This is a genomic window from Pseudomonas sp. KH_024_B2, assembly GCF_057839965.1.
The window spans coordinates 1186895-1210839 of the sequence record NZ_CM174502.1; the positions used below are offsets into that span (position 1 = coordinate 1186895).

Genomic DNA, 23945 nt, shown 5'->3' on the forward strand with positions numbered 1-23945 from the left:
TCTCCGGTAAAGTACCGCTCGATTTATCGCTCTGGCCTACGGGCCGCACTGCTCTTGTAGGTGCGCGGCTTGCCGGCGATGGCGTCCTTGTGGGCCCTGTCGTTGGCAAGCCATGCTCCTGCGCCGTTCTAGTCAACTTTGGAGTGTTTACAACAATGGCAAAAATCGTCGACATCAAAGGTCGTGAAGTTCTCGACTCCCGTGGCAATCCCACCGTCGAAGCGGACGTGCTTCTCGATAACGGCATCATCGGCAGCGCTTGCGCGCCGTCCGGTGCTTCCACTGGCTCGCGTGAAGCACTCGAGCTGCGTGATGGCGACAAGAGCCGTTACATGGGCAAGGGCGTACTCAAGGCTGTAGCCAACATCAACGGTCCGATCCGTGACCTGTTGCTGGGTAAAGACCCGGTTGACCAGCAGGCACTGGACCGCGCGATGATCGCGCTGGACGGCACCGAAAACAAGGCAACCCTGGGCGCCAACGCGATCCTCGCCGTTTCCCTGGCCGCGGCCAAGGCAGCAGCACATGACCAGGACTTGCCGCTGTACGCGCACATCGCCAACCTCAACGGTACACCGGGTGTCTACTCGATGCCGGTTCCGATGATGAACATCATCAACGGTGGCGAGCACGCCGATAACAACGTCGACATCCAGGAATTCATGGTTCAGCCGGTTGGCGCCAAGACGTTCTCGGAAGGTCTGCGCATGGGCACCGAGATTTTCCACCATCTCAAAGCCGTGCTGAAGGCTCGTGGCCTGAGCACTGCGGTCGGTGACGAAGGTGGTTTCGCGCCTAACCTGGCTTCCAACGAAGACGCTTTGAAAGTGATCTCCGAAGCGGTGGCCAATGCTGGCTACAAGCTGGGCACCGACGTGACCCTGGCTCTGGACTGCGCAGCCAGCGAATTCTACGAAGACGGTAAATACAACCTGTCCGGCGAAGGCCAGGTGTTCACCGCTGAAGGTTTTGCCGACTACCTCAAAGGCCTGACCGAGCGCTACCCGATCATCTCCATTGAAGACGGTCTGGACGAGTCCGACTGGGCTGGCTGGAAAATCCTCACCGACAAGATCGGCGAGAAGGTCCAGTTGGTAGGCGACGACCTGTTCGTGACCAACACCAAGATCCTGAAAGAAGGCATCGATAAAAAGATCGCCAACTCGATCCTGATCAAGTTCAACCAGATCGGCACCCTGACCGAAACCCTGGAAGCTATCCAGATGGCCAAGGCCGCTGGTTACACCGCAGTGATCTCGCACCGCTCCGGCGAAACCGAAGATTCGACCATTGCCGACCTGGCCGTGGGCACCGCTGCGGGCCAGATCAAAACCGGTTCGCTGTGCCGTTCCGACCGTGTTTCCAAGTACAACCAATTGCTGCGCATCGAAGAGCAATTGAATGGCAAAGCCAAGTACAACGGCCGCAGCGAGTTTCGCGGCTAAGCTGTAGATGATAAAAAGACACCGGATTGTGTCGGAAAAAACGCTACAGCCGCTTTTTTGCCACTAATCTGACGTCTTACAGTACGAGCCTGGTTCTTCCAGGCTTCGTGCTATTAGTCGTTTCAAAATTGTTGGCATGGCTGTCTTTTTTCACTGGAAACCCGATATTCGATGCGCAGTCCCAATTGGTTATTCCTCATCTTGCTCTTGCTGCTGGCTGGCCTGCAGTACCGCCTGTGGGTGGGGAATGGCAGTCTGGCGCAGGTAGCCGACTTGACTCGGCAAATTGCTGATCAGCACGCCGAAAACGAAGGCCTGCTGGAGCGCAACCGCGTTATGGATGCGGAAGTCCTCGAGTTGAAAAAAGGCATGGAGACCGTTGAAGAACGGGCTCGCCATGAGTTGGGTATGGTCAAGGAGGGTGAAACCCTCTACCAGTTGGCCCAATGATTCAGACATTACCGGCCTTCTGGGCCGTAATTCCTGCCGCGGGCATCGGTGCCCGTATGGCCGCGGACCGTCCCAAGCAATATCTGCAACTGGGCGCACGCACAATTCTCGAACACAGCCTCGGCTGTTTCCTCGATCATCCGGCCTTGAAGGGGTTGGTGGTCAGTCTTGCTATTGATGATCCCTATTGGCCAACCCTGGCTTGCGCTGCCGATCCGCGTATTCAGCGGGTGGATGGCGGCGATGAGCGCTCGGGTTCGGTGCTTAACGCGTTGCTGCATTTGCATGCTCAAGGCGCTGCCGATGAGGACTGGGTGTTGGTCCACGATGCTGCACGGCCGAACCTTTCCCGCGATGATCTGGACAAGCTACTGATTGAGCTGGCGGATGATCCTGTCGGCGGGCTATTGGCTGTGCCGGCGCGCGACACCCTGAAACGTGCCGGCAAGAATGGGCGGGTGGTCGAAACCGTTGATCGCAGTCTGATTTGGCAAGCCTATACACCACAGATGTTCCGTCTCGGCGCGTTGCATCGGGCTTTGGCTGACAGTCTGGTGGCGGATGCGGTCATCACCGACGAAGCTTCGGCCATGGAGTGGGCAGGCCTGGCACCGCGCCTGATCGAAGGGCGCGCGGACAACATCAAAGTCACCCGCCCTGAAGACCTAGAATGGCTGCGCCAACGCTGGGCCAACCGCCGCTGAGTTGCTCGTTGATCGTTCCCACGCTCTGCGTGGGAATGCCTCACTGGACGCTCCGCGTCCGCTTCGGCAGGTGACGCGGAGCGTCACTGGCTGCATTCCCACGCGGGAGCGTGGGAACGATCAACGGATGGAGCCGCAGCTACTCCAGATATTCCGGCCTCCTGGCCAACCCTTCCTTCAAGTAATCCACCAGCTTGCGCACTTTGGGCGACAAATGCCGTTGCTGCGGATAAAGCGCCCACACAGCGGTATTCGGCGGCTGATGAGCCTCGAGCAGGGAAATCAACCTGCCGCTATTCAGATGCTCCAGCACGTAATAATCCGGCAACTGACACAATCCAACCCCTTGTAACGCCGCATCCAGCACCGCCTGCCCGCTGTTGCAGCGCCAGTTTCCCTGCACGCGTTGCGAAAACTCCCGCCCGTTCTGTTCCAGTTGCCAGATATCCGAACTGCCGATCAGGCAGTTATGCCGACTCAGTTCGGACAAGCTGTGGGGGCGGCCATAACGTTCCAGGTAGGACGGCGAGGCGCACAGGTACATACGCCGCGGTGCCAGGCGGGTGGCGACCAGCCGCGAGTCTTGCAGGCGGCCCAGGCGGATCGCCAGGTCCAGGCCTTCATGCACCAGATCGAGCGGGCGGTTGCTCAACTCGATATCCACCCGTAATTGCGGGTAAAGCCCCATGAAGCGGGTCACCAGCGGCACGATAAAGCGCTCACCGTAAGCCACGGCACAGGTCATGCGCAGCATGCCTTTGGGTTCGCTGGTCAGGTCACCTACGGCGCGCAAGGCTTCTTCGCGACCATCCTGCAAACGTTGGCAGTGCTGCAGAAAGGTCTGCCCGGCTTCGGTCAACGTGACCCGGCGGGTACTGCGGTAGAGCAGGCGAGTTTGCAGGCGCTCCTCGAGTCGGACGATCTGCCGACTGATGTGCGAAGACGAAACCCCGAGGCGTTCGGCGGCGGCGGTGAATTGACTGCACTCGGCGACCGCGACGAACTCGTCGATGCCTTCCCAGCCCCAGCGGTTCTCGTTCATAAAGAGGCATTCATAAAGAGACATGCATAAAAGGATTATCCCCGCACAGCAATAATGTTTTGCTTTTGGTTCGATTATTCATCGTCAGGCAATGTTTTACACTCACTGTCTCGTTTTTTATTCACTGGAGAAGCAGGATGATCAAGTCGCGCGCTGCCGTTGCCTTCGAGGCCAGGAAACCCCTTGAGATCGTTGAAGTCGATGTCGCCATGCCCAAGGCGGGTGAAGTCCTGCTGCGGGTCGTCGCTTCCGGCGTCTGCCATACCGATGCCTATACCCTGTCGGGCGCGGATCCGGAAGGTATCTTCCCATCGATCCTCGGTCACGAAGGTGGTGCAGTGGTCGAGGCGATCGGCGAGGGCGTGACCTCGGTTGCGGTCGGCGATCACGTGATCCCGCTTTACACCCCTGAGTGCGGCAAGTGCAAATTCTGCTTGTCGGGTAAAACCAACCTGTGTCAGGCGATTCGTGCGACCCAGGGCAAAGGCTTGATGCCCGACGGCACTTCGCGTTTCTCCTACAAAGGCCAGCCGATTTTCCACTACATGGGCACCTCGACCTTCTCCGAATACACCGTATTGCCAGAAATCTCGGTGGCGAAGATTCCCAAGGAAGCGCCGCTGGAAAAGGTCTGCCTGCTGGGTTGTGGCGTCACCACCGGGATCGGTGCGGTGATCAACACGGCCAAGGTCAAGCCGGGCGACACCGTCGCGATCTTCGGTCTGGGCGGTATCGGCCTGTCGGCGGTGATCGGTGCGGTCAAGGCCAAGGCCGGGCGCATCATTGCCATCGATATCAATCCGGCCAAATTCGAAATCGCCAAGCAGTTGGGCGCTACCGATTGTGTGAATCCGAAAGACTTCGATCGTCCGATTCAGGACGTTATCGTCGACATGACTGACGGCGGCGTGGACTTTTCCTTCGAGTGCATCGGCAACGTACAACTGATGCGCGCGGCACTTGAGTGCTGTCACAAAGGCTGGGGCGAGTCGGTGATCATCGGCGTGGCCGGTGCCGGTCAGGAAATCTCTACCCGTCCGTTCCAGTTGGTGACTGGCCGGGTCTGGCGCGGTTCCGCCTTCGGTGGCGTTCGCGGTCGTAGCGAGTTGCCAAGCTACGTTGAAATGGCGCAGACCGGTGAGATTCCGCTGGATACGTTCATCACTCACACCATGGGTCTGGAAGACATCAACAAGGCTTTCGATCTGATGCATGAAGGTAAAAGCATCCGTAGCGTCATCCATTTCTGAGGTCGGTCATGAGTCTGGAAAACCTGTCCTGCCAGAAAAGCTTCGGCGGCTGGCACAAACGCTACAAGCACCACTCCGAAGTCCTCGGCTGCGACATGGTGTTTGCCGTCTACCTGCCGCCGCAAGCGGAGCAGGGCGGCAAGCTGCCGGTGCTGTACTGGCTGTCCGGTCTGACCTGCACCGATGAAAACTTCATGCACAAGGCCGGCGCCCTGCGGATGGCCGCCGAGCTCGGTCTGATCATCGTCGCTCCGGACACCAGTCCACGCGGCGCTGATGTACCGGGTGATCCGGACGGTGCCTGGGATTTTGGACTGGGAGCGGGTTTTTATCTGAATGCCACGCAGGAACCCTGGGCCCGGCATTATCGGATGCATGACTACGTAGTGCAGGAACTGCCGGCACTGGTCGAGGCGCATTTCCCTGCGTCCGACAAGCGTGGGATCAGTGGCCACTCCATGGGTGGTCACGGTGCGTTGGTGTGTGCCTTGCGCAACCCGGGGCGTTATCAATCGGTATCGGCTTTCTCGCCGATCAACAACCCGATGGATTGCCCATGGGGCCAGAAAGCGTTCTCGCGTTATCTGGGCGAGGATCGCTCGAAATGGCGCGAGTGGGATGCCTGTGCGTTGATCGCCGAGGCGAGCGAGAAGTTGCCGTTGCTGGTGGATCAGGGCGATCGCGATGATTTCCTGGCCACTCAGCTCAAGCCCGAAGCGCTGCAACAAGCGGCCAAACTCGCAGGCCATCCGCTGACCTTGCGCCTGCAGCCGGGCTACGACCATAGCTACTTCTTTATTGCCAGCTTCATCGACGATCACTTGCAGCATCATGGGCGTGCTCTAAACGCCTAATGTCTGACAAAGCAGGTAGAATCACGCCCTGACTAAATCGGGGCGTTTTTTTATGCGTATTGGCCACGGCTATGATGTGCACCGTTTCGCCGAAGGCGATTTCATCACTCTGGGCGGGGTGCGGATTGCACACAGCTTCGGGCTGCTCGCCCACTCCGACGGTGACGTCCTGCTGCACGCCTTGAGCGATGCATTGCTCGGTGCTGCCGCGTTGGGTGACATCGGCAAACACTTTCCGGACACTGACCCGCAATTCAAGGGCGCTGACAGTCGCGTCCTGTTGCGTCACGTCGTCGCATTGGTCCAGGCCAAAGGCTGGAAAGTCGCCAATGTCGATAACACCATCATTGCCCAGGCGCCAAAAATGGCCCCGTATATCGAATCGATGCGCGCGCTGATTGCCGCGGATCTTCAAGTTGAGTTGGATCAAGTGAACGTGAAAGCTACCACCACCGAAAAGCTCGGCTTTGTCGGTCGCGAAGAAGGCATTGCCGTGCACTCCGTTGCCTTGTTGCTGCGCGCATGAATGAACTGCAATTGCTCGGCCCGCGGGCCTATGGCGAACCTCTGGGAACGGCGGTACTGAAAGCGACGGCTGAAGATTTTCAGGTCGATGAAGTCCTTGATATTCCCCTGAGCGGCGACGGTGAACACCTGTGGTTGTGGGTGGAAAAACGCGGCCTGAATACCGAAGACGCAGCCCGGCGTATCGCCAAGGCTGCGGGTGTGCCGCTGCGTACCGTGAGTTACGCGGGGTTGAAGGATCGTCAGGCGCTGACCCGGCAATGGTTCAGCCTGCAACTGCCTGGCAAGGCCGACCCCGATCTGTCGGCGGCGGAAAACGACACGCTGAAAATTCTGAAAAGCGCTCGGCATAAACGCAAGCTGCAACGCGGTGCCCACGCGGCCAACGGTTTTACCCTGCGGTTGACTCAGTTCGCGGGGGACAAGGCGGCTATCGAAGCGCGTTTGCAACTGATCGCCAAACAGGGCATTCCCAACTATTTTGGCGCTCAGCGCTTCGGCCATCAGGGCGGTAATCTGGTCGATGCCCGCGACTGGGCCGCTCGTAAAGCACTGCCGGAACAGCGCAATGTGCGTTCCCGTCTGCTCTCCACTGCGCGCAGTTACCTGTTCAATCAGGTGCTGGCTGCTCGTGTCGCCGATGGCAGTTGGCAGCGAGCGCAGGTTGGCGATTTGCTCGCGTTCACCGATAGCCGCAGCTTTTTCCCGGCCGGTGAAGCGGAATGCAGCGACCCGCGTCTGGCCATTCTTGATCTGCACCCGACCGGGCCGCAGTGGGGCGAGGGTGAGTCACCGGCGACCGGCGCCACGCATGCGCTGGAGCAGGAAGTCGCTGCCCGCGAAGCCGATTTGTGCGATTGGTTGATTAGAGCCGGAATGAGCCATGAACGTCGCATCTTGCGGCTGCCCATTGGCGGGTTGACGTGGCATTATCCCGAGCTGGACATTCTGCAACTGGAATTCGTCCTGCCGGCCGGATGCTTCGCCACTGTATTGGTGCGCGAACTTGTCGATCTGGTGCCGGTGGGGCAGACGGACAGCCCATGCGTATTCTGATATCTAACGACGATGGGGTAACAGCACCCGGTCTCGCCGCGCTTTATGCTGCGCTGGCGGATTACACCGAGTGCGTGGTTATCGCCCCGGATCAAGACAAAAGCGGCGCCAGCAGCTCGCTGACGCTCGACCGTCCGTTGCACCCGCACATCCTCGAAAACGGCTTTATCAGCATCAACGGGACACCCACCGATTGTGTTCATCTGGGCCTCAATGGCCTGTTGGAGCGCGAGCCGGACATGGTGGTTTCCGGGATCAACCTGGGCGCCAATCTGGGTGACGATGTGCTGTATTCCGGTACCGTCGCGGCGGCACTCGAGGGGCGCTTTCTTGAGCATCCGTCCTTCGCCTTTTCACTGGTGTCGCGTCAGGTCGAGAACCTGTCGACCGCTGCGCACTTCGCGCGCAAACTGGTAGAGGCTCATGCCCAGCTGGATTTGCCGCCGCGTACCGTGCTGAATGTGAATATCCCCAATCTGCCGCTCGAGCACATTCGTGGCATCCAGCTGACCCGCCTGGGCCATCGCGCCCGTGCTGCGGCGCCGATAAAAGTGGTCGACCCGCGAGGCAAGGCCGGTTACTGGATCGCGGCGGCAGGCGATGCCGAAGACGGCGGCCCGGGCACTGACTTTCATGCGGTGATGCAAGGTTATGTTTCGATCACCCCGTTGCAGCTCGATCGCACCTTCAATGATGCCTTCAGAAGTCTTGATGACTGGCTGGAGGGGCTGCGCTGATGGGGCGTGAACAAGACGACCTGTTGCGTCGAGGTATCGGTATGACCTCTCAACGAACTCGCGAGCGCCTGATTCAGCGCTTGTACGAGGAGGGACTGTCCAACGCCCAGGTGCTGGAAGTGATTCGCCGTACCCCGCGTCATCTGTTCGTCGATGAAGCGCTGGCACACCGTGCCTATGAAGACACCGCGTTGCCGATCGGTCATAACCAGACGATTTCCCAGCCCTATATGGTGGCTCGCATGAGCGAGCTGTTGTTGGCCGCTGGCCCGTTGGACAAGGTGCTGGAAATTGGCACCGGCTCCGGCTATCAGACGGCAGTCCTCGCGCAACTGGTCGAGCGGGTGTTTTCGGTTGAACGGATAAAGGTTTTGCAGGACCGCGCCAAGGAACGCCTGGTCGAGTTGAACCTGCGTAACGTGGTGTTCCGTTGGGGCGATGGTTGGGAAGGTTGGCCGGCGTTGGCGCCATACAATGGCATCATCGTTACCGCTGGTGCCACCGATGTCCCTCAGGCTTTGCTCGATCAACTGGCCCCCGGCGGGCGCCTGGTGATTCCGGTGGGTGCAGGTGAAGTACAACAATTGATGTTGATCATCCGTGAAGAGCAGGGTTTCTCTCGGCAAGTTCTGGGTGCTGTACGCTTTGTGCCATTGCTTAACGGGCCAGTGGCCTGAGCATTTTGTTTAAACGCGATGAATTCTGCTTGATGGCGTTTGTCTTACAGCGGGACTGTTCAGATAAACGCGATTGAACGTCGTCAAGCAATCGTTTGCTGTTTTCGATTTGGCTTTGACGGCGGTAAAGCATGAGCGGCCGGTTATACTGGCGACATTCCATGCCTGAACAGGCAACCTTTAATATCAGCCACCACATAGGGAGCGGCGGGTGAGTCTCACAGTCATTGCGCAGCGTATGGATATAACAAGCTTTCAGCGACTGGTGATTGGCCTTGCCTTGAGTTCCATGTTGGTTGCGTGTTCCAGCACCCCTTCAGGCAGCGCACGGGTGGTCGATCGCAATAACGCGGCAGCCCAGCGGCCAGCCGTGACCACCGGCCAATATGTTGTTCGCCGTGGCGATACATTGTTCTCGATCGCCTTTCGCTACGGCTGGGACTACAAAGCCCTGGCGGCACGCAACAATATTCCTGTGCCTTATACGATTCACCCGGGTCAGACGATTCGCTTCGACGGCCGCTCAGGTTCAACGCCGACAGCCGTCGTTGCAACATCGGACTCGACACCTTCCTCCTCCAGTAAAACCACGGTAATTCGTCGTCCGGTCGGCACCGCTGCCGGTACTGCAGCCAGTGTCGCAAGCAAGCCGGCGGCTGCTCCGCTTCCTCCGGCAGGGCCTGCACCGACCGGTTGGGGATGGCCTTCCAGCGGTATCCTGATTGGTAAATTCTCTTCAAACGGCAGTTTGAATAAAGGCATTGATATCGCCGGAGATTTGGGACAGCCTGTTTTAGCTGCGTCTGATGGGACCATTGTTTATGCCGGGAGTGGCTTGCGGGGCTACGGCGAGTTAGTCATCATCAAACACAGCGATACCTACGTAAGTGCTTACGGCCATAACCGTAGGCTGTTGGTTCGGGAGGGGCAGCAGGTCAAAGTCGGACAGGCAATTGCCGAAATGGGGTCAACTGGTACAGACCGGGTGAAACTGCACTTTGAGATTCGCCGTCAGGGTAAACCTGTAGATCCGTTGCAATTTTTGCCACGTCGTTGATCCGTTACCAGTCTGTTCCTTCGCGTAGCAGGAACAGGCTCCAGCGTTGCCAGGGATAAAGGCGCCGCTTGAGCTTGAGGTCGAACTCACCAAAGGACTATAACAATGGCTCTCAGTAAAGAAGTGCCGGAGTTTGACATCGACGATGAGGTTCTCCTGATGGAGGCCGGCGTCGCTACGGATTCGATGTCGAATGATGAAGGGGATGCTCCACCTTCCGTTCGTGCCAAATCCAAACACTCCGCAACACTCAAACAACACAAGTACATTGATTACACCCGGGCTCTCGATGCGACCCAGTTGTATCTCAATGAAATCGGCTTTTCCCCGTTGCTGTCTCCGGAAGAAGAGGTTCATTTTGCGCGTTTGTCGCAGAGTGGCGATCCGGCCGGGCGCAAACGCATGATTGAAAGCAACCTGCGGCTGGTGGTGAAAATCGCCCGACGCTATGTCAATCGTGGGTTGTCGCTGCTCGATCTGATCGAAGAGGGCAACCTCGGCTTGATCCGTGCGGTGGAGAAGTTCGATCCGGAACGCGGCTTCCGCTTTTCGACCTACGCAACCTGGTGGATTCGTCAGACCATCGAGCGTGCAATCATGAATCAGACCCGGACCATCCGGTTGCCGATCCATGTGGTCAAAGAGCTCAACGTCTACCTGCGGGCAGCACGTGAGCTGACTCAAAAGCTCGATCATGAACCTTCCCCTGAAGAAATCGCCAACCTGCTGGAAAAACCGGTAGGTGAGGTCAAGCGCATGTTGGGCCTCAATGAACGGGTTTCTTCGGTCGACGTCTCGCTGGGTCCGGATTCGGATAAAACCCTGCTGGACACCCTGACAGATGACCGTCCAACCGATCCTTGCGAGTTACTTCAGGACGATGATCTGTCGCAAAGCATCGATCAGTGGCTCTCGGAACTGACCGACAAGCAGCGAGAAGTGGTGATCCGCCGCTTCGGGCTGCGCGGCCACGAGAGCAGCACGCTGGAGGACGTAGGCCTGGAGATTGGCCTGACCCGTGAGCGGGTCAGACAGATTCAGGTTGAAGGTCTCAAGCGCCTTCGAGAAATCCTTGAGAAAAACGGCTTGTCGAGTGAGTCGCTGTTCCAGTAGCTGGATGCGTTAGCCCGGCAATAAAAAACCCCGACTGCCGCGGGGTTTTTTATTGCGCTCAAAAAAGCCGACGGGCTGGGCAGCACTCTGTCGTCATTGCAGTGTTAGTCTTTTGCTCGTGTAAGCCCTGGACTACTTTTTCGTAAGCGTTCGGTTTTTTTGCCTTGGGGTAGACGTCCATTGGCATTCTTGATTTTTTTTACCTGTTTGATTCAAAAGAGTTTTCAAGACGCTCCCGGCAGCAGGTTGATCACTGTTTCGCCAGGTCTGTGGGATTGCTCTTGCTGGGGAACGTTCTACTATCAGTTCTGTGTCAACGGATAGACACAGCCACCAAGGAAGGTGGTCAAGGACATCGCAGGGACGCGATTCATCAGGACGATGAAAAGGAACACAGGGATCAGGGAAAAATGTGGGCGGGTCATACCGCCCCTTTTTTTGCCTGTCTGTAAGAGCTGACATCAGGCAAACCCTGAACAGCAAAAAGGCCCGCAAGGGGCCTTTTCGGGGACGCGGTGGTTATCAGCGTTCGAGGTCTTTGATCTTGCCCTTCACGCCATCCCACTCTTCTGCATCCGGCAGCGATTCTTTCTTTTCAGTGATGTTGGGCCAGATTTCGGCCAGCTCAACGTTCAACTGAATGAATTCTTGCATCTCTTCCGGGACTTCATCTTCGGAGAAGATGGCCACAGCAGGGCATTCTGGCTCACAAAGCGCGCAGTCAATGCACTCATCCGGGTGAATCACCAGGAAGTTCGGGCCTTCGTAAAAGCAGTCCACCGGACAGACTTCTACGCAGTCGGTGTACTTGCACTTGATGCAGTTGTCGGTGACGACGAAGGTCATTTCTAATTCTCTCCTCAGGCGGCGGCAGCGGAGCCCCTTCAGGACGGGGTCGCCAGGTTCGGGAGCGATAGTCTGCAGGCAGGCTAAGCCTGCAGCATCCCAAACCGCGCGAGATTCTAACAGCTTGCAGGCAACTGCGTTAGATCCGTGTCTTCAATGTATAGAGCATTTCCAGCGCTCTGCGCGGGGTCAAGTCATCCAGATCGAGCTTGGCCAGCTCTTCCAGCACCGGATGGGGCAGGCTGGCGAACATATCGCTTTGCTGTGGGACGGACGCCTTGCTCTTTGTAGGACTTGGAACTTCATGCGGCAGACTGGTGGTTTCCAGGCGGCTCAGATGCTCGCGAGCCCGCACGATCACGTCCGTCGGCACGCCGGCCAGTTGCGCGACCGCCAAGCCGTAACTCTGACTGGCCGGGCCCGGCAGGACGTGGTGCAGGAAGACGATCCGTTCGTTGTGCTCGGTGGCGTTGAGGTGAACGTTGGCTACCAGCGGCTCGTTTTCCGGCAGAACCGTCAGCTCGAAGTAGTGAGTGGCGAACAGCGTGTAGGCCCGCAGCTGCGCGAGGCGTTCGGCCGCAGCCCAGGCCAGGGACAGACCGTCAAAGGTGCTGGTGCCGCGACCGACTTCGTCCATCAACACCAGGCTGCGTTCGGTGGCGTTGTGCAGGATGTTCGCGGTTTCGCTCATTTCGACCATGAAGGTCGAACGTCCGCCGGCCAGGTCATCGCTGGAGCCGATACGGGTGAAGATGCGGTCAACCAGCGACAGCTCGCAACTGGCGGCCGGTACGAAGCTGCCGATATGCGCCAGCAGTACGATCAGCGCGGTTTGCCGCATGTAAGTGGATTTACCGCCCATGTTCGGACCGGTGATCACCAGCATCCGGGTGTTGTCATCCAGGCTGAGGTCGTTGGCCACGAACGGTGTGCTCAGCACCTGCTCGACCACCGGGTGACGACCCTGGGTGATGCGCATGCACGGCTCGCTGACGAAGCGCGGGCAGTTCAGGTCCAGGTTCAGTGCACGCTCAGCCAGGTTGCTCAACACATCCAGCTCGGCCAGTGCCGCAGCGGTGTCTTGCAGCGGCGGCAGATGACCGATCAGGTTCTCGAGCAGGGCTTCATAGAGCATCTTCTCGCGAGCCAGGGCGCGGCTCTTGGCGGACAAGGCTTTATCTTCGAAAGCCTTGAGCTCCGGGGTAATAAAACGCTCGGCACCTTTGAGGGTCTGGCGGCGAATGTAGTCGGCAGGTGCCTGTTCGGCCTGCTTGCTCGGCAATTCGATGAAATAGCCGTGAATCCGGTTGTAGCCGACCTTAAGGTTGGCCAGCCCGGTGCGGGCTTTTTCCCGTGCTTCGAGGTCGATCAGGAACTGTCCGGCGTTTTCGCTCAGCGATTGCAGTTCATCCAGCTCGGCGTCGTAACCGGTTTTCAACACGCCGCCGTCACGGATCACCGCCGGTGGGTTGTCGATGATGGCTTTCGCCAGCAGGGCCGCGAGCTCGGGATAAGTACTGGTGGTCACGGCCAGTTGGTTGAGGTGAGAAGCCTCGAGATCGATCATGGCCACTTGCAGTTCCGGCAAGGCCGCCAGCGCATCACGCAGACGCGCCAGGTCCCGTGGACGGGCGTTGCGCAGGCCGATACGGGCGAGGATCCGCTCGATATCGCCGATGTCTTTCAGCTGTGGCTGCAGTTTTTCAAAGCGATAGCCATCCAGCAGGCAGGTGATCGAGGTCTGCCGCGCCTGCAATACCTGCAAGTCACGCAGCGGACGGTTCAACCAGCGCGTCAACAGGCGGCTACCCATGGCGGTCTGGCAACGGTCGACCACCGACTGCAGGGTATTTTCGCGTCCGCCAGCGAGATTGGTGTCCAGTTCCAGATTGCGCCGGCTCGCGCCGTCCAGCACCACGGTGTCGTCGAGGCGTTCATGGCGCAGGCTGCGCAAGTGCGGCAGGGCAGTGCGCTGGGTTTCCTTGGCGTAGCTGAGCAGGCAACCCGCGGCGCCGATGGCCAGGCTCAGGTTCTCGCAGCCAAAGCCTTTCAAGTCCTGGGTGGAGAATTGTTGGCAAAGGCTTTTGAGCGCCGAGTCTCTTTCGAAATCCCACGGCGCACGGCGACGTACGCCACGGCGCTTCTCGGCCGGCAGGTCCTTTGGCCAATCATCCGGAATCATCAGTTCGACTGGATTGACGCGCTCCAGCTCCGCCAGCAGGTTTTCCCAGCCTTTGATTTCCAGAACCGTGAAGTTGCCGCTGGTGATGTCCAGTACGGCCAAACCGAACAGACGCTCGTCGCCCAGTACCGCCGCGATCAGGTTGTCCCGACGCTCGTCGAGCAGCGCTTCATCACTGACCGTGCCCGGAGTGATGATGCGCACCACCTGCCGGTCAACGGGGCCTTTGCTGGTCGCCGGATCGCCGACTTGCTCGCAGATCACCACCGATTCGCCGAGCTTCACCAGTTTCGCCAGATAACCTTCGGCGGCGTGGTAAGGGATCCCACACATCGGAATCGCCTGTCCGGCTGACTGCCCGCGCGCGGTCAACGTGATGTCCAGCAACCTGGCAGCCTTCTTCGCGTCTTCATAGAAGATCTCGTAGAAGTCGCCCATGCGGTAGAACATCAACTGATCAGGGTGCTGGTTCTTCAGGCGCCAATACTGCTGCATCATTGGCGTGTGGCTGGATAAGTCGGAAATTGCTTTATTCATCAGTGGTTTAGAACGATTCGTTAAAAGTGGGGGGCAAAATTGGGACCCTTTAGGCCCGGCTTTTTCGCGATGGGCGCAAGGTTACCATGGGCGGTCTGACCTTCGCAGGCATGAAGGCTCAGGTCATTTGATGGAAACTATGCATAAGTTATGCAATTCGGCATTTGTCATGGGCGCAAAGAACCTTCAATATGCGCGTTATGCAAAAACGCAATGTTTCTACCGTCTTAAGAGCGCTGCTCGATCAGCACGGGATCTCCCCCACGGAGCTTCACCGTCGAACCGGCGTGCCTCAATCCACCCTCTCGCGCATTCTCAGCGGCAAGATCGTCGATCCTTCGGATAAGCACATCTCGCGGATCGCCGAGTACTTCCGTGTGAGCACCGATCAATTGCGTGGGCGCGTGAATGTTGCGCCGGCCAAAGGCGCGGCGCGTGATGAGTTGCAGGACATAAGCTTGTGGGATGACGATACCCCCATCGATGACGATGAGGTGTCGATCCCCTTTCTTCGCGAGGTTGAATTGGCAGCTGGATCAGGAAGATTCGTCATCGAAGAAAGTGAAAAGGCCAGCCTGCGCTTCGGCAAGCGCAGCCTGCGGCATAACGGCGTGCAGTTCGACCAGGCCAAATGCGTGACCGTTCGTGGCAACAGTATGCTGCCGGTGCTGCGCGACGGTGCCACGGTCGGGGTCAATGCCGGCAAGTGCGGGATCGGCGATATCGTCGACGGCGACCTTTATGCGATCAACCATAACGGCCAGCTGCGGGTGAAGCAGCTCTACCGCCTGCCGAGCGGGATTCGTCTGCGCAGCTTCAACCGCGACGAGCACCCGGACGAGGACTACAGCTTCCAGGAAATCCAGGAAGGGCAGATCACCATCCTCGGTCACGTCTTCTGGTGGGGCATGTACGCCCGATAGCTTCATCTCTGTCAGACAAAACCCGCAACCAATGCGGGTTTTTTTCGACCATAGAAAACAGCCTGAGCCTTTGCCTGTGAGGCTTCGATGCTCTGGCGCATTTTATGCGCACAAATAAATGCATTAATGCATTGACTGTATATGCATACATGCATATTCTTTGTTTCAAGTCGCCCGGGAACGACTTGAAATGCCCACCTGTCGTGGGTCGACAAGAGACCTGCATGACTTGATGCACAGGCCAGGCCGATTTATCACCCAGCCAACCCGTTGGCTCCATTCGATTCAGGAGGCGTGACATGACAAACGAGCAGGCGTTGCTGGACATGCCGATCTGGCTGGTCATCGCCCTGGCGCTGATCGGCGGGGTAGCCGGCGAAATGTGGCGGGCGGACAAGGAGGGCGCCCGCGGCTGGTCACTGATCCGGCGTCTGGCCCTGCGCTCCGGAGCCTGCATGGTCTGCGGCGTCTCGGCGATCATGCTGTTGTACGCCGCCGGGATGTCGATCTGGACGGCCTGCGCCTTCGGTTGCCTGACCGCGATGGCCGGGGCTGATGTGGCCATCGGGCTGTATGAACGGTGGGCCGCGAGGAAGCTCGGTGTGTGTGAAGTGCCACAGCGTGATTCCAGTCAGGATCGCTAGACTGCTTGCAGAAGACCAATGGATTGGCGTCCTGGGGCAATGACTACGGCCCCGGCCCGCAGGGATGCGCAGCGTTAACATTTTGACCACCCAAGTGTCTTGCAAGCGCGATACGCTCGTGTACGGTAGGCCTCACGCCAGCCTGATCAGGAGAGGTCCGTGAACGAAATCACCCAGCTTGCCGCTGAACTCGGCAGACGCTTGCAGGTTCTCAATGCCCACGTCACCACGGCCGAATCCTGCACCGGTGGCGGGATTGCCGAGGCGATTACCCGGATTTCCGGCAGTTCGGCCTGGTTCGAGGCCGGTTATGTCACCTATTCCAATCGCCAGAAAACCCAGCAACTGGAAGTCCCCGCCGCGCTGTTCGATCAGGTCGGGGCGGTCAGTCGCGAGGTGGTCGAGGCCATGGTCCGGGGCGCCCAGGCCAAGAGCCGTGCGCGTTTTGCCGTGGCCGTCAGCGGTGTGGCCGGGCCGGATGGCGGTTCTCCGAGCAAGCCGGTGGGCACGGTATGGCTGGCCTGGGGCGTTGGCGAGCAGGTGTTCAGCGAGGTCCAGCACTTTGCCGGTAACCGCGATGAAGTCCGCCGACAAACGGTGAAGGCCGCGCTAGAGGGGCTGCTGCAGCATGCGGCGGGAGAAATCTCAAAACAGGGGTAGGCGATCCTCGAACGCTGTGGAATAATACTGGCTACTTATACAGGTGTTGGCCGTCAGGCCTTATTGATTACGTGAGGACTTTAATGGACGACAACAAGAAGAAAGCCTTGGCTGCGGCCCTGGGTCAGATCGAACGTCAATTCGGCAAGGGTGCCGTAATGCGTATGGGCGATCACGACCGTCAGGCGATCCCGGCTATTTCTACTGGCTCTCTGGGTCTGGACATCGCACTTGGCATCGGCGGCCTGCCCAAAGGTCGTATCGTTGAAATCTACGGTCCGGAGTCGTCCGGTAAAACCACACTGACCCTTTCCGTGATTGCTCAGGCACAGAAGATGGGCGCCACTTGCGCCTTCGTCGACGCCGAGCACGCACTGGATCCGGAGTACGCCGGCAAACTGGGCGTCAACGTCGACGACCTGCTGGTTTCCCAACCGGATACCGGCGAGCAAGCGCTGGAAATCACCGACATGCTGGTGCGCTCCAACGCCATCGACGTGATCGTCATCGACTCCGTGGCGGCTTTGGTGCCAAAAGCCGAGATCGAAGGCGAAATGGGCGACATGCACGTGGGCCTGCAAGCCCGTCTGATGTCCCAGGCGCTGCGTAAAATCACCGGTAACATCAAGAATGCCAACTGCCTGGTTATCTTCATCAACCAGATCCGGATGAAAATCGGCGTGATGTTCGGCAGCCCGGAAACCACCACCGGTGGTAACGCGCTGAAGTTCTACGCTTCGGTTCGTCTGGATATCCGTCGTACTGGCGCGGTGAAAGAAGGTGACGAAGTCGTTGGTAGTGAAACCCGCGTCAAAGTCGTCAAGAACAAAGTGGCTCCGCCGTTCCGTCAGGCCGAGTTCCAGATTCTCTACGGCAAGGGTATCTACCTGAACGGCGAGATGATCGACCTCGGCGTACTGCATGGTTTCGTGGAAAAATCCGGCGCCTGGTATGCCTATAATGGCAGCAAGATCGGTCAGGGCAAGGCCAACTCGGCCAAGTTCCTGCAGGACAACCCGGATATCGCTACAGCCCTTGAGAAGCAGATTCGCGACAAGCTGCTGACCCCGACGCCGGACGTGAAAGCCAATGCGACCCGCGAGACGGTTGACGATCTGGCCGACGCGGATATCTGATTGATCCGATGACCGCCGTACTCGATACACTCGTCGCGGTGCGGCGAACCGCAATGGACCTGCTCGCGCGACGCGAGCACGGTCGAGTCGAGCTGACGCGTAAACTGCGTCAGCGCGGCGCCTCTCCTGAAATGATCGACACTGCACTTGACCGTCTGACGGAAGAGGGCCTGCTGTCCGAATCCCGTTACCTCGAAAGCTTCGTTTCCTACCGTGCCCGTTCCGGCTATGGCCCTTTACGCATTCGCGAAGAGTTGAGCCAGCGCGGCCTGCAGCGTGCCGATATCGAGCTCGCCTTGCGCGAGTGTGGCATCAGTTGGCAAGAGCAACTGGAGGACACCTGGCGTCGCAAGTTTGCCGGGCATTTGCCGATAGACGCCCGCGAGCGTGCCAGGCAAGGCCGCTTTCTGAGTTATCGGGGGTATTCAATGGAAATGATCGGCCGCTTGTTGAGCGGCCGTGGGATGGATGACTGACTGTTGTGGCTCGCCCCGCTGTTTTTATGTAGAGCGTGCGGACCACTGAGTTGCTTGTCGATCAAGTGACCTTGATCGGCTCACGCGCGCGCTGCTGAGTCTTGGCCTGGGCTTTGGCCCAGTTTTCCGGCAGGTTGATGAAATCGACCAGCTCGCGCAGACGGCCGTGATCACGGGCATTGAAGGTGAACGCCAGTCGCGTCAGGTGGCTGAACTGCGCTTCGTCGTGCTCCTCTCCACTGTAAGCATGTTGATGAAAGTGATCGCTCAGGCACAGGTCGGCAAAGGCCTTTTGCATGTGTTCGAGCGCCTGCTCGCTGAGTTTGTGATTCATGCGAATCACAAACTGATGCTTCAGCCAGCGGCTGGAATGGAAGTTACGGTAGAACTGGTTGATTTCCTCCACCGCCTCCTCGGCGCTGTACACCAGGCGGAGCAGCTTCATGTCGCTGGGCAGAATGTAGCGATTGGCCTCCAGTTGATTGTGGATAAAGTCCAGGGCGCCTTGCCAGAAACTGCCGCCCGGAGCATCCAGCAGCACCACGGGTACCAGCGGGCTTTTGCCGGTCTGGATCAGTGTCAGTACTTCCAGTGCTTCATCCAGCGTGCCGAAGCCGCCCGGGCAGAGCACCAGAGCATCGGCCTCTTTGACGAAAAACAGTTTGCGGGTAAAGAAAAAGTGGAAAGGCAGCAGGTTGTCTGTGCCTTCGACGGTTGGATTCGCATGCTGCTCAAATGGCAGGGTGATATTGAATCCAAGGCTGTGTTCGAGGCCGGCGCCTTCATGGGCGGCAGCCATGATGCCTCCGCCGGCACCGGTGATGACCATCAGGTTCGAGCGCGCCAGTGTCGCACCGAGTTCCCGGGCCAGACCGTAGAGGGGATGTTCGATCGGCGTACGTGCCGAGCCAAAGACAGTGACTTTGCGCCGACCTTTGAACTTCTCCAGTACCCGGAAGGAGTGCTCCAGTTCGCGCAGGGCTTGCAGGGTGATCTTGGCGTTCCAGCGATTGTGGTCTTCTTGGGCCATGCGCAGGACAGTCAACATCATGTCGCGATAAATCGGGATATTCGGGCTATTGGGTGCAACCAGGTTGAGTTGTTCTTCGACCTTGCTGGTGAGGTCGCTACCGTTGCTTTGAAAATGACGGCTTAGGAGGTCATTCGGTTGATAAGGCATTCAACTTCTCCTTTTGCACAGAATCCTTGGCACAGGCGAGATATTCGCCAGCACCACGACACTGCATGTGTCGCTGTCAGCCCAGACTGACGACTGGGCACTACACCTGACTCGACAGGGCCGTGAAGCACTGATGTGGCGATCGAGTCATCCATACGGATTCTGTTTTTCCTTGAATGAAAGAAACATTCGCACTGCAAGACGTTATGGGGCAACCCCCTTTTCGACCCCGGAAAATGAACAGCAACACTCTGAATCTAGACCCTCTCGGCGATTTTTGCTGACTTGATCATGAGCCTGGAAAGTCTTGCCTGGCAATAGCTTATTGCCGATTCACAACGGAGTTTCACCGCTCGTCAGAACCCGTGCGGGACCGCTCTGGCTCTGATTTACTAAGTTACAGCCAGCTTTGTGTCGGGTAGGGCGCAAGGCATTAAGGCTGAGGGTTTGATTGCGCAATTAATGGCGAGTCAGCGGATGCAAGGAGGCTTGAAATGATCAAGGTGATTCTGGAGATCGATCCGCAGTTGTATCGGTTGTTGCAATCAGCGGCCAAGACTAACCATCTGAGCTTTGACGAGGAGTGCCGTCGACGTCTGGAAGGTGCCGAGCGGCACTCGCGTTATTTGCAGGCGTTGGTGGCAGAACTGCGCGCCGATGATGAACAGCGACGCACAGATTCGCGATAGTTGTTATTTATATAGCTACTTTTTATATAGCTACTTTTTATATAGTTACTTTTTCTTCGGGGTTGCCCTAGGGCAATCCGACTCCTGGAAGCGTTCGCTGGCCACCGGACGGTTGGTCTTCACCTCGGTGAACTCGTAACGCATGATCGCGCCCTTGGCCATCAGCTTGCGGAAGCCCGGGTTGTTGCAAACGGTGGAGCCCAGCTGGAAGTAAACCGCTTTAGGGTCGGCACGCATCTTGTTGGCATGGCTTGATTGCACACTGAGATGATTGATCAGCTCTTTGCCTTCAACGGTATAGCCCTGATCGAGAATGTCTTCGTTGATGGCCCGCGGAGTGCCAACGCTGCTCTGAGTGGCAACGTTTTGCAGCATTTTGCTCAGTTCCATGTCTTTCAAGGAAGCAGCCTGGGCGCTGAAGGACGACGCCAGCAAAATGGCGGCGGTAGGAACGATAAAGCGCAGCATGAAACTCTCCTGGTTCAGCGACTGGTGATTTTGACCCGTCACGTGACTGTGCGTTCAGTGGCGGCGAATTATAGGGGAGGTGGCCTGGACGGTACAGGCTTGCGCCGGCCGGTCTGATAAACTGCCGATACTTTCTGCCCTGCCGAGTGTTTTTTCGTGTCGATTTTCCTTCCCCGCCGGCATTGCCTGCGATGAGCCATGCCCCCACGCCTTTTGCGTTGAACGCTGTAGCCCGCCTGCGCGACGAGCGCGAAGAGGAGGGCATCAAGCCGATTCAAGCCCGTGGCTGGAGGGCGCCGCGTTGCCGTGCCTGCCGTGTGATCGAGAGCCACTGCCTGTGCGCCTGGCGCCCACAGGTCGAGACCCGCTCCGGGGTGTGCCTGATCATGACCAACAAAGAAGTGTTCAAACCGAGTAATACCGGCTGGCTGATCGCCGATGTGGTGCGTGACAACCATGCGTTCATCTGGTCGCGAACCGAAGTCGACCCGCAACTTTTGCAACTGCTATCCGACCCGCAATGGCAGCCTTACCTGGTATTTCCGGGCGAGTATGTCGAACCCGAGCGAGTGACCCACACCGTCGAGGCCGATAGCACCAAACGACCGCTGTTCATTCTGCTGGACGCTACCTGGACTGAAGCCAGAAAGATTTTTCGCAAAAGTCCCTATTTCGACGGCTTTCCCATCCTCAGCCTGCTCCCCGAGAAACTCTCGCGTTACCGTTTGCGAAGGTCTACCCGTAGCGAACACCTGTGCACGGCAGAGGTGGCGGCGCTGTGCCTCGATCTGGCGGGAGATCTGGAGGCGGCATCGGCGCTGGACGCTTATTTTGACGTGTTCAGCCAGCACTACCTCGATGCGAAAAACCAGCTGCAATTGAATGTTTCAACACCGGCCCACGCAGAACTGATGCCCTTCGTTCAGTGCCCGGCGCCTGTCATGTGTTGAGAGTCGCCCATACTGGGAAAGAACGGCGGCGCGTGTAACTTGACCACCCCGGCTTCGCTGGGCATGCTTGGCGCCGATTAGGGCGCGGCCAAAGTTTGAAACGCCGTTTTATCCAGTGTATTGGCGTTGAACGTGCCCTGTTGGTTGCCGCACTCTGGCTGCAATCTTGAGTTGCTTTGGTGAGGGCTGGTCGCATCGGACCTCCCATATAAAAACAGGATCATTTGAACAATGGCCACATACGAAATCCTGATTGCCGATGACCACCCGTTGTTCCGCAGCGCACTTCATCAGGCCGTGACCCTGGGCCTGGGTCCCGAGGTTCGTCTGGTGGAGGTGGCGAGCATTGCCGAACTGGAAACCCGTCTGACCGAAAAGGCTGACTGGGATCTGGTGCTGCTGGATCTGAACATGCCGGGTGCCTACGGTTTTTCCGGGCTGGTGTTGTTGCGCGGCCAATATCCGCAGATTCCCGTGGTGATGGTTTCGGCGCAGGAAGAGGCATCGATCATGGTGCGCTCCCGTGAATTCGGTGCGAGCGGTTTCATTCCCAAATCCAGTTCACTGGAAGTGATTCAGACTGCGGTACGTAGCGTTCTGGACGGCGATGTCTGGTGGCCGCCGCAAGCGTTCGAAGCGGTGAGTGTCTCGGACGAGGCCAAAGCGGCCAGCGCCGGGCTGGCCAGTCTGACTCCCCAGCAGTTCCGCGTATTGACCATGGTCTGTGAGGGTTTGCTGAACAAGCAGATTGCCTACGAGCTGAGCGTTTCGGAAGCGACGATCAAGGCCCACGTCACGGCGATTTTCCGCAAGTTGGGTGTGCGCACCCGAACTCAGGCTGCTTTGCTCTTGCAACAACTTGAGTCAATTTCCAGTAACTAATGGCATGTTCCTTCACGCTTTTTTGACTTTCGTTAAATTAGTTTCCCCCACTCCTTTTTTCAGTTGCCCATTTTATGTCGCCTTTCAAAGGTCAAACCGGTCTTAAACGCATCCTCAACGCCTCGGGCTACTCTTTCGACGGCTTGCGCGCGGCCTTCACGGGGGAAGCGGCCTTCCGTCAACTGGTGCTGCTCAATGCCATCCTGATTCCGTTGAGTTTCCTGTTCAGCGTCAGCCGCGTCGAGCGTGCGTTGCTGATCGCCGTGTGTCTGCTGGCGTTGATTGTCGAACTGCTGAATTCGGCAGTGGAAGCGGCAATCGACCGGATCTCCCTCGACCTGCATCCCCTGTCGAAAAATGCCAAGGACATGGGCAGCGCCGCTCAGCTCGTCGCCTTGAGCATGATCGCAGTGGTGTGGGCGGTGATTCTGATTTAACGGTCGCTCAGGCGATCGTCGGCAGGACTATTTCATCACTGCGCTGCACCCCGGCAGTGAAAGCGCGGCAAAGCTCGAGAAACTCGCGCATGGCCGAGGTCTGATACTTCTGTTTGTGCCAGATGAAATAGAACTGCCGCGCCAGGTCCAGATCCGGTGTTTCTACCGCCACCAGGCTGCCGCGACGGAAGGCATCACGTAGCGCCAGTCGGGATATGCAACCAATTCCCAAGCCTGATTCCACTGCGCGTTTGATGGCCTCGGTGTGTTCGAGTTCGAGGCGGATGTTCAGCGTGCTGCGGTGATGACGCATGGCCTGATCGAAGGTCAGCCGGGTTCCCGAGCCTTGTTCGCGCAGAATCCAGGCCTCGTGTGTCAGCTCCTCCATGCTCGCCTGGCCACGCTTGGCCAAGGGATGCTGGGGGGCGCAAAACACCACCAGTTCATCTTCGACCCAGCTTTGCACCTCGATATCCGGGTGGCTGCAATCGCCTTCGATCAGACCCAGATCAATTTCATAATGGGCAACCTGTTGCACAATATTCACAGTGTTTTGCACATGGAGCTTCACCTGGCTTTCCGGATGGCGCTGCATGAAACTGCCGATCAGCAAGGTTGCCAGGTAATTACCGATGGTCAGCGTGGCACCGACCGCCAATGAGCCGAAGCCAGACTTGCCATTGAGCAGGTCCTCGATCTCCTTGGCCTGATCCAGCAGCGCTACGGCCTGCGGCAGCAGTTGTCGCCCGAGCGCGTTGAGGCTCAGGCGTTTGCCGGCGCGATCAAATAACTGGCAGCTGGATTGGCGCTCAAGCTCGGTGATTGAGGTGCTGGCGGCCGATTGAGAAAGCGCCAGCAAACCCGCAGCGCGAGACACGCTCTCCTGCTGGGCGACGGCGACGAATACTTGAAGTTGACGGAGAGTAAATCGCATATCTATATAACCGATAACCCTTATCTTAATAATCCATTTAACAGATATTGTCGCCGCCATTAGAATGCTATGCAATTGCGCGCAGCAGCTC

At 58.1% G+C, this 23945-nt stretch carries 26 protein-coding genes; 20 read left to right on the plus strand and 6 right to left on the minus strand.

Going from position 1 to position 23945, the window contains the following annotated elements; all coding sequences use genetic code 11:
- The first annotated feature begins 155 nt into the window (after positions 1–155).
- The 3 genes from eno (at position 156) to ispD (ending at position 2599) form a co-directional block, all read left to right on the plus strand.
- Positions 156–1445, plus strand: a complete 1290-nt coding sequence (gene eno / locus AC3I0A_RS05550; RefSeq protein ID WP_489376608.1) for a phosphopyruvate hydratase — start codon at positions 156–158, stop codon at positions 1443–1445.
- 171 nt (positions 1446–1616) lie between these two features.
- Entirely contained in the window at positions 1617–1895 is a 279-nt protein-coding gene (gene ftsB / locus AC3I0A_RS05555; protein ID WP_489376609.1) for a cell division protein FtsB, read from the plus strand.
- A complete protein-coding gene (gene ispD, locus AC3I0A_RS05560) occupies positions 1892–2599 on the plus strand; it encodes a 2-C-methyl-D-erythritol 4-phosphate cytidylyltransferase (protein ID WP_489376610.1) in 708 nt (235 codons plus the stop codon). The genes ftsB and ispD overlap by 4 nt, the downstream gene beginning before the upstream one ends.
- Positions 2600–2738: 139 nt before the next feature.
- Here ispD and AC3I0A_RS05565 read toward each other — a convergent pair whose 3' ends face one another.
- On the minus strand, positions 2739–3641 hold the full coding sequence (locus tag AC3I0A_RS05565; protein WP_489376611.1) for a LysR substrate-binding domain-containing protein: 903 nt from the start codon (positions 3639–3641) through the stop codon (positions 2739–2741).
- Between the two features lie 137 nt (positions 3642–3778).
- Here AC3I0A_RS05565 and AC3I0A_RS05570 point away from each other — a divergent pair, with 137 nt between their 5' ends.
- From AC3I0A_RS05570 to rpoS, 8 genes are all read left to right on the plus strand, one after another.
- Positions 3779–4891: an S-(hydroxymethyl)glutathione dehydrogenase/class III alcohol dehydrogenase gene (locus AC3I0A_RS05570; RefSeq protein WP_489376612.1), complete on the plus strand. Its 1113-nt coding sequence runs from the start codon at positions 3779–3781 to the stop codon at positions 4889–4891.
- A gap of 8 nt (positions 4892–4899) precedes the next feature.
- Positions 4900–5745, plus strand: coding sequence for an S-formylglutathione hydrolase (gene fghA / locus AC3I0A_RS05575; protein WP_489376613.1), 846 nt, complete (start codon positions 4900–4902; stop codon positions 5743–5745).
- Positions 5746–5797: 52 nt separating this feature from the next.
- Positions 5798–6271 (plus strand): 2-C-methyl-D-erythritol 2,4-cyclodiphosphate synthase, encoded by a 474-nt coding sequence (gene ispF / locus AC3I0A_RS05580; RefSeq protein ID WP_489376614.1) that lies wholly within the window; start codon positions 5798–5800, stop codon positions 6269–6271.
- Positions 6268–7326: a tRNA pseudouridine(13) synthase TruD gene (truD, locus tag AC3I0A_RS05585; RefSeq protein ID WP_489376615.1), complete on the plus strand. Its 1059-nt coding sequence runs from the start codon at positions 6268–6270 to the stop codon at positions 7324–7326. The genes ispF and truD overlap by 4 nt, the downstream gene beginning before the upstream one ends.
- Positions 7314–8063: a 5'/3'-nucleotidase SurE gene (gene surE / locus AC3I0A_RS05590; RefSeq protein WP_489376616.1), complete on the plus strand. Its 750-nt coding sequence runs from the start codon at positions 7314–7316 to the stop codon at positions 8061–8063. The genes truD and surE overlap by 13 nt, the downstream gene beginning before the upstream one ends.
- A gap of 41 nt (positions 8064–8104) precedes the next feature.
- Positions 8105–8740 carry a protein-L-isoaspartate(D-aspartate) O-methyltransferase gene (locus AC3I0A_RS05595; RefSeq protein WP_489378426.1) on the plus strand — a complete coding sequence of 212 codons (636 nt, stop codon included), beginning with the start codon at positions 8105–8107 and terminating at the stop codon, positions 8738–8740.
- A 211-nt stretch (positions 8741–8951) separates the two neighbouring features.
- Complete coding sequence (locus tag AC3I0A_RS05600) at positions 8952–9797, plus strand: peptidoglycan DD-metalloendopeptidase family protein (protein ID WP_489376617.1); 846 nt, start codon at positions 8952–8954, stop codon at positions 9795–9797.
- A 105-nt stretch (positions 9798–9902) separates the two neighbouring features.
- A complete protein-coding gene (gene rpoS, locus AC3I0A_RS05605; protein ID WP_489376618.1) occupies positions 9903–10910 on the plus strand; it encodes an RNA polymerase sigma factor RpoS in 1008 nt (335 codons plus the stop codon).
- 522 nt (positions 10911–11432) lie between these two features.
- Here rpoS and fdxA read toward each other — a convergent pair.
- Both fdxA and mutS read right to left on the minus strand, forming a co-directional pair.
- Positions 11433–11756: a ferredoxin FdxA gene (fdxA, locus tag AC3I0A_RS05610; RefSeq protein WP_007908827.1), complete on the minus strand. Its 324-nt coding sequence runs from the start codon at positions 11754–11756 to the stop codon at positions 11433–11435.
- A gap of 139 nt (positions 11757–11895) precedes the next feature.
- On the minus strand, positions 11896–14463 hold the full coding sequence (gene mutS / locus AC3I0A_RS05615) for a DNA mismatch repair protein MutS (RefSeq protein WP_489378428.1): 2568 nt from the start codon (positions 14461–14463) through the stop codon (positions 11896–11898).
- Positions 14464–14666: 203 nt separating this feature from the next.
- On the opposite strand from mutS, the gene AC3I0A_RS05620 reads away from it, so the two are divergent.
- The 5 genes from AC3I0A_RS05620 to recX all read left to right on the plus strand — a co-directional run bounded on the left by AC3I0A_RS05620 (position 14667) and on the right by recX (position 18314).
- Positions 14667–15398 (plus strand): LexA family transcriptional regulator, encoded by a 732-nt coding sequence (locus tag AC3I0A_RS05620; protein ID WP_489376619.1) that lies wholly within the window; start codon positions 14667–14669, stop codon positions 15396–15398.
- A 299-nt stretch (positions 15399–15697) separates the two neighbouring features.
- Positions 15698–16042, plus strand: a complete 345-nt coding sequence (locus AC3I0A_RS05625) for a phage holin family protein (protein ID WP_489376620.1) — start codon at positions 15698–15700, stop codon at positions 16040–16042.
- A gap of 159 nt (positions 16043–16201) precedes the next feature.
- A complete protein-coding gene (locus AC3I0A_RS05630) occupies positions 16202–16702 on the plus strand; it encodes a CinA family protein (protein ID WP_489376621.1) in 501 nt (166 codons plus the stop codon).
- An 83-nt stretch (positions 16703–16785) separates the two neighbouring features.
- On the plus strand, positions 16786–17838 hold the full coding sequence (recA, locus tag AC3I0A_RS05635; protein WP_489376622.1) for a recombinase RecA: 1053 nt from the start codon (positions 16786–16788) through the stop codon (positions 17836–17838).
- 8 nt (positions 17839–17846) lie between these two features.
- Positions 17847–18314, plus strand: a complete 468-nt coding sequence (gene recX, locus AC3I0A_RS05640; protein WP_489376623.1) for a recombination regulator RecX — start codon at positions 17847–17849, stop codon at positions 18312–18314.
- 61 nt (positions 18315–18375) lie between these two features.
- On the opposite strand, the gene AC3I0A_RS05645 is transcribed toward recX, so the two are convergent.
- Positions 18376–19494: an LOG family protein gene (locus AC3I0A_RS05645; RefSeq protein WP_489376624.1), complete on the minus strand. Its 1119-nt coding sequence runs from the start codon at positions 19492–19494 to the stop codon at positions 18376–18378.
- A gap of 494 nt (positions 19495–19988) precedes the next feature.
- Between AC3I0A_RS05645 and AC3I0A_RS05650 the strand changes: the two genes are divergently transcribed.
- The gene (locus AC3I0A_RS05650) at positions 19989–20183 is read left to right on the plus strand and encodes a hypothetical protein (protein WP_489376625.1); all 195 of its coding nucleotides are present in this window, start codon (positions 19989–19991) and stop codon (positions 20181–20183) included.
- A gap of 45 nt (positions 20184–20228) precedes the next feature.
- Here the strand turns inward: AC3I0A_RS05650 and AC3I0A_RS05655 are convergent, their stop codons facing one another.
- The gene (locus tag AC3I0A_RS05655) at positions 20229–20651 is read right to left on the minus strand and encodes a quorum-sensing-regulated virulence factor family protein (RefSeq protein WP_489376627.1); all 423 of its coding nucleotides are present in this window, start codon (positions 20649–20651) and stop codon (positions 20229–20231) included.
- 191 nt (positions 20652–20842) lie between these two features.
- On the opposite strand from AC3I0A_RS05655, the gene AC3I0A_RS05660 reads away from it, so the two are divergent.
- The 3 genes from AC3I0A_RS05660 to AC3I0A_RS05670 all read left to right on the plus strand — a co-directional run bounded on the left by AC3I0A_RS05660 (position 20843) and on the right by AC3I0A_RS05670 (position 22920).
- Complete coding sequence (locus AC3I0A_RS05660) at positions 20843–21601, plus strand: tRNA-uridine aminocarboxypropyltransferase (RefSeq protein WP_489376628.1); 759 nt, start codon at positions 20843–20845, stop codon at positions 21599–21601.
- A 231-nt stretch (positions 21602–21832) separates the two neighbouring features.
- Positions 21833–22483 (plus strand): response regulator transcription factor ErdR, encoded by a 651-nt coding sequence (gene erdR / locus AC3I0A_RS05665; protein ID WP_489376629.1) that lies wholly within the window; start codon positions 21833–21835, stop codon positions 22481–22483.
- Between the two features lie 74 nt (positions 22484–22557).
- Entirely contained in the window at positions 22558–22920 is a 363-nt protein-coding gene (locus AC3I0A_RS05670) for a diacylglycerol kinase (RefSeq protein ID WP_489376630.1), read from the plus strand.
- Positions 22921–22927: 7 nt separating this feature from the next.
- Here AC3I0A_RS05670 and AC3I0A_RS05675 read toward each other — a convergent pair whose 3' ends face one another.
- A complete protein-coding gene (locus AC3I0A_RS05675) occupies positions 22928–23854 on the minus strand; it encodes a LysR family transcriptional regulator (RefSeq protein WP_489376632.1) in 927 nt (308 codons plus the stop codon).
- Positions 23855–23945 lie beyond the last annotated feature (91 nt).

What these genes read in the sequence shown, in the direction of transcription:
- eno (WP_489376608.1), top strand. Translation starts at nt 156, where the DNA reads ATGGCAAAAATCGTCGACATCAAAGGTCGTGAAGTTCTCGACTCCCGT.
- ftsB (WP_489376609.1), top strand. Translation starts at nt 1,617, where the DNA reads ATGCGCAGTCCCAATTGGTTATTCCTCATCTTGCTCTTGCTGCTGGCT.
- ispD (WP_489376610.1), top strand. Translation starts at nt 1,892, where the DNA reads ATGATTCAGACATTACCGGCCTTCTGGGCCGTAATTCCTGCCGCGGGC.
- AC3I0A_RS05565 (WP_489376611.1), bottom strand. Translation starts at nt 3,641, where the DNA reads ATGAACGAGAACCGCTGGGGCTGGGAAGGCATCGACGAGTTCGTCGCG.
- AC3I0A_RS05570 (WP_489376612.1), top strand. Translation starts at nt 3,779, where the DNA reads ATGATCAAGTCGCGCGCTGCCGTTGCCTTCGAGGCCAGGAAACCCCTT.
- fghA (WP_489376613.1), top strand. Translation starts at nt 4,900, where the DNA reads ATGAGTCTGGAAAACCTGTCCTGCCAGAAAAGCTTCGGCGGCTGGCAC.
- ispF (WP_489376614.1), top strand. Translation starts at nt 5,798, where the DNA reads ATGCGTATTGGCCACGGCTATGATGTGCACCGTTTCGCCGAAGGCGAT.
- truD (WP_489376615.1), top strand. Translation starts at nt 6,268, where the DNA reads ATGAATGAACTGCAATTGCTCGGCCCGCGGGCCTATGGCGAACCTCTG.
- surE (WP_489376616.1), top strand. Translation starts at nt 7,314, where the DNA reads ATGCGTATTCTGATATCTAACGACGATGGGGTAACAGCACCCGGTCTC.
- AC3I0A_RS05595 (WP_489378426.1), top strand. Translation starts at nt 8,105, where the DNA reads ATGACCTCTCAACGAACTCGCGAGCGCCTGATTCAGCGCTTGTACGAG.
- rpoS (WP_489376618.1), top strand. Translation starts at nt 9,903, where the DNA reads ATGGCTCTCAGTAAAGAAGTGCCGGAGTTTGACATCGACGATGAGGTT.
- fdxA (WP_007908827.1), bottom strand. Translation starts at nt 11,756, where the DNA reads ATGACCTTCGTCGTCACCGACAACTGCATCAAGTGCAAGTACACCGAC.
- AC3I0A_RS05620 (WP_489376619.1), top strand. Translation starts at nt 14,667, where the DNA reads ATGCGCGTTATGCAAAAACGCAATGTTTCTACCGTCTTAAGAGCGCTG.
- AC3I0A_RS05625 (WP_489376620.1), top strand. Translation starts at nt 15,698, where the DNA reads ATGACAAACGAGCAGGCGTTGCTGGACATGCCGATCTGGCTGGTCATC.
- recA (WP_489376622.1), top strand. Translation starts at nt 16,786, where the DNA reads ATGGACGACAACAAGAAGAAAGCCTTGGCTGCGGCCCTGGGTCAGATC.
- recX (WP_489376623.1), top strand. Translation starts at nt 17,847, where the DNA reads ATGACCGCCGTACTCGATACACTCGTCGCGGTGCGGCGAACCGCAATG.
- AC3I0A_RS05645 (WP_489376624.1), bottom strand. Translation starts at nt 19,494, where the DNA reads ATGCCTTATCAACCGAATGACCTCCTAAGCCGTCATTTTCAAAGCAAC.
- AC3I0A_RS05650 (WP_489376625.1), top strand. Translation starts at nt 19,989, where the DNA reads ATGATCAAGGTGATTCTGGAGATCGATCCGCAGTTGTATCGGTTGTTG.
- AC3I0A_RS05655 (WP_489376627.1), bottom strand. Translation starts at nt 20,651, where the DNA reads ATGCTGCGCTTTATCGTTCCTACCGCCGCCATTTTGCTGGCGTCGTCC.
- AC3I0A_RS05660 (WP_489376628.1), top strand. Translation starts at nt 20,843, where the DNA reads ATGAGCCATGCCCCCACGCCTTTTGCGTTGAACGCTGTAGCCCGCCTG.
- erdR (WP_489376629.1), top strand. Translation starts at nt 21,833, where the DNA reads ATGGCCACATACGAAATCCTGATTGCCGATGACCACCCGTTGTTCCGC.
- AC3I0A_RS05670 (WP_489376630.1), top strand. Translation starts at nt 22,558, where the DNA reads ATGTCGCCTTTCAAAGGTCAAACCGGTCTTAAACGCATCCTCAACGCC.
- AC3I0A_RS05675 (WP_489376632.1), bottom strand. Translation starts at nt 23,854, where the DNA reads ATGCGATTTACTCTCCGTCAACTTCAAGTATTCGTCGCCGTCGCCCAG.